The 2,915-nt window shown below is 73.9% G+C and carries 1 protein-coding gene; it reads left to right on the forward strand.

Annotated features, from left to right (window positions below):
* A partial coding sequence (locus ACFYX0_RS47240) for a type I polyketide synthase (RefSeq protein ID WP_388981893.1) occupies positions 1-2,915 on the forward strand: 2,915 nt, incomplete at both ends.

Below are 2,915 nucleotides of genomic sequence, written 5' to 3' on the forward strand. Positions count from 1 at the left end.
GGGACCGGGACGACGCTGGGTGATCCGATCGAGGCGCATGCGCTGCTGGCGACGTACGGGCAGGGCCGGGTCGAGGACCGTCCGTTGTGGTTGGGGTCGTTGAAGTCGAACATCGGTCATGCGCAGGCGGCGGCGGGTGTCGGTGGTGTCATCAAGATGGTGGAGGCGATGCGGCGTGGTGTGCTGCCGCGGACGCTGCATGTGCAGGAGCCGTCGCCGCATGTCGAGTGGGATGCGGGTGCGGTGCGGCTGCTGGGCGAGGCCCAGGTGTGGCCGGAGACCGGCCGCCCACGCCGGGCCGGCGTGTCCTCCTTCGGCATCAGCGGTACGAACGCACATGTCATCGTCGAGCAGGGAGATCCCGAGCCGGTTGACGAGACGGCCGAGGGCGGCTCGGCGATGCCTGTCGCGTGGTTCGTCTCGGGGCGGGACGAGGCGGGGCTGCGCGCCCAGGCGCGGCGGCTGCGCGAGCACCTGATCGAGCGGCCCGAGGCGGAGCCGGTGGATGTGGGCTACTCCCTGGCGACGACCCGTGCCGCGCTGGAGCATCGTGCGGCGGTCGTCGGTACGAGCCGTGAGGAACTGCTGGCCGGACTGAAGACGCTGGCCGACGGCACCGACGTACCGAACGTGCTGCGCGCCGTCGGGCCGCAGGGCGCGGACTCCGGCCAGGGCCGGCCCCGTACCGCTTTCCTGCTGACCGGGCAGGGCAGCCAGCGCCTCGGCATGGGCCGGGAACTCTACGAGACGTCACCGGTGTTCGCCGCCGCCCTCGATGCGGTGTGCGCGCACCTCGACCCGGCACTGTCCCGCCCGCTGAAGGACGTCCTGTTCGCTCCGGAGAACTCCGCGGACTCGGCGCTGCTGGACCAGACGGCCTTCACCCAGGCCGCCCTGTTCGCCGTCGAGACCGCCCTGTACCGGCTGCTGGAACACCACGGCGTGGTCCCCGACTACCTCCTCGGCCACTCCATCGGCGAGGTCACCGCGGCGCACCTGGCCGGGGTGTGGGACTTGGCCGACGCCTGCACGGTCGTCGTCGCCCGCGGGCGGTTCATGCAGGCCGCCCGCGACGGCGGCGCGATGGTGGCGCTGGAGGCGGCCGAGAACGAGGTCCGCGAGACGCTGGCACAGTACGGTGACACCATTGCCGTGGCCGCGCTCAACAGCCCCCGCTCCACGGTCGTCTCGGGCGACGCCGAAGCAGTGGACCGCGTCGCGGCGCTCTGGCGTGAGCGCGGCAGGAAGACCAGGCGCCTTCCGGTCAGCCACGCCTTCCACTCCCCACACATGGACGACGTCCTGGACGACTTCCGGGACGCCCTGGCCGGCGTCACCTTCCGCGAACCCCGGATCCCCGTGGTCTCCGACGCCACCGGCACCCTCGCCACCCCCGACGACCTGCGCTCGCCCGACTACTGGGCCCACCACATCCGCGACACGGTCCGCTTCATCGACGGCGTACGGTTCCTCGAGGCGGCCGGCGTCACGGCCTACCTGGAACTCGGCCCCGACGGCGTACTCACCGCCATGGCGCAGGAGTGCCTCACCCGGGACGGGGCGACGCTGACCCCGCTCCTGCGCTCCGGACGGCCGGAGACGGTGACCGTCAGCGCCGCTCTCGCCCGTACGCACCTCGACGGCGGACGGCTCGACACGAGGTCGGCGTTCCCCGGCGGGCGCCGCATCGACCTGCCCACCTATGCCTTCCGCCGCGACCGCTACTGGCTGGCCCCGGCGGCCGAGGCCACCGACGCCGCAGGCCTCGGCCTGAGCGCCGTCGGCCATCCGCTGCTGGGCGCCGCTGTCGCCGTGGCGGACCAGGACACGTACCTGCTCACCGGCCGTCTGTCGCTGACCAGTCATCCCTGGCTGGCGGACCACTCCCTGCACGGCGTGGCCGTGCTCCCCGGCACCGCCCTGCTGGAGCTGGCGCTGCGCGCGGGCGAGGAGGCCGGCTGCCCGGAGGTGGCGGAGCTGACCCTGTCGGCGCCGTCGGCGGTGCCCGAGCGCGGCGGGGTGCAGGTGCAGGCTGTCGTGGGCGCACCGGCCGCCGACGGCCGCCGCCCCCTGGAGATCTACGCACGCCGGGCCGACTCGGGCGACGCCGACTGGACGACCTGCGCGACGGGTCTCCTCAGCGCGGACACCGGCGACGGGCCCGTACCCGACGGCCTCGTGGCATGGCCGCCCGCGGGTGCGGTGGAAGTCGACCTGAGCGGTGCGTACGAGCGGCTCGACAAGGCCGGTTATGGCTATGGACCGGCGTTCCAGGGGCTGCGCCGCCTCTGGCAGGGCGGCGAGGGCGAGTTGTACGCGGAAGTGGCGCTGGGGGAGGAGCAGCGCGCCGACGCGGCCCGCTGCGCGGTGCACCCCGCCCTGCTGGACGCCGCCCTGCACGCGCTGCTGCCGGGGGTGGCGCGCGAGGACAGGACGGCGGTCGTGCCGTTCGCCTGGGAGGGCGCACGCGTACATGCGGTGGGCGCCACGGCGCTGCGGGTGCGGCTGCGGTTCGCCGGGCCCGGTGCTGGTGGTGACGGCGGTGCCGAGTCGGTGTCGGTGACGGTCGCGGATGGGACGGGCATGCCGGTGGCGTCCGTGGACTCGCTCGTGCTGCGCCCGCTGTCGGAGGACGCGTTGCGCGACGCGGCCACCTCGGCGCGGGACACCAGGGACGGTCTGCTGCGCGTGGAATGGACGGAGCTGGAGACGCCGGACGAGGCGGAGACAGGGAACTGGACCACGGTCGGTGACGGCGAGACGGTCCCGGACCTGGCGGCTCTGCCTGCGCAGGACGTCCCGGACACGGTGCTGGTCCGCCTGCCGTCATCCGCCGGCGCCGACGACCCGGTCGGCCAGGTGCATGCGATGACGGTCGGTGTGTTGGGTCTGGTGCGGGGGTGGTTGGCGGAGGA

This window comes from Streptomyces sp. NPDC002573 (assembly GCF_042889625.1).
Classification (GTDB): domain Bacteria; phylum Actinomycetota; class Actinomycetes; order Streptomycetales; family Streptomycetaceae; genus Streptomyces; species Streptomyces gibsoniae.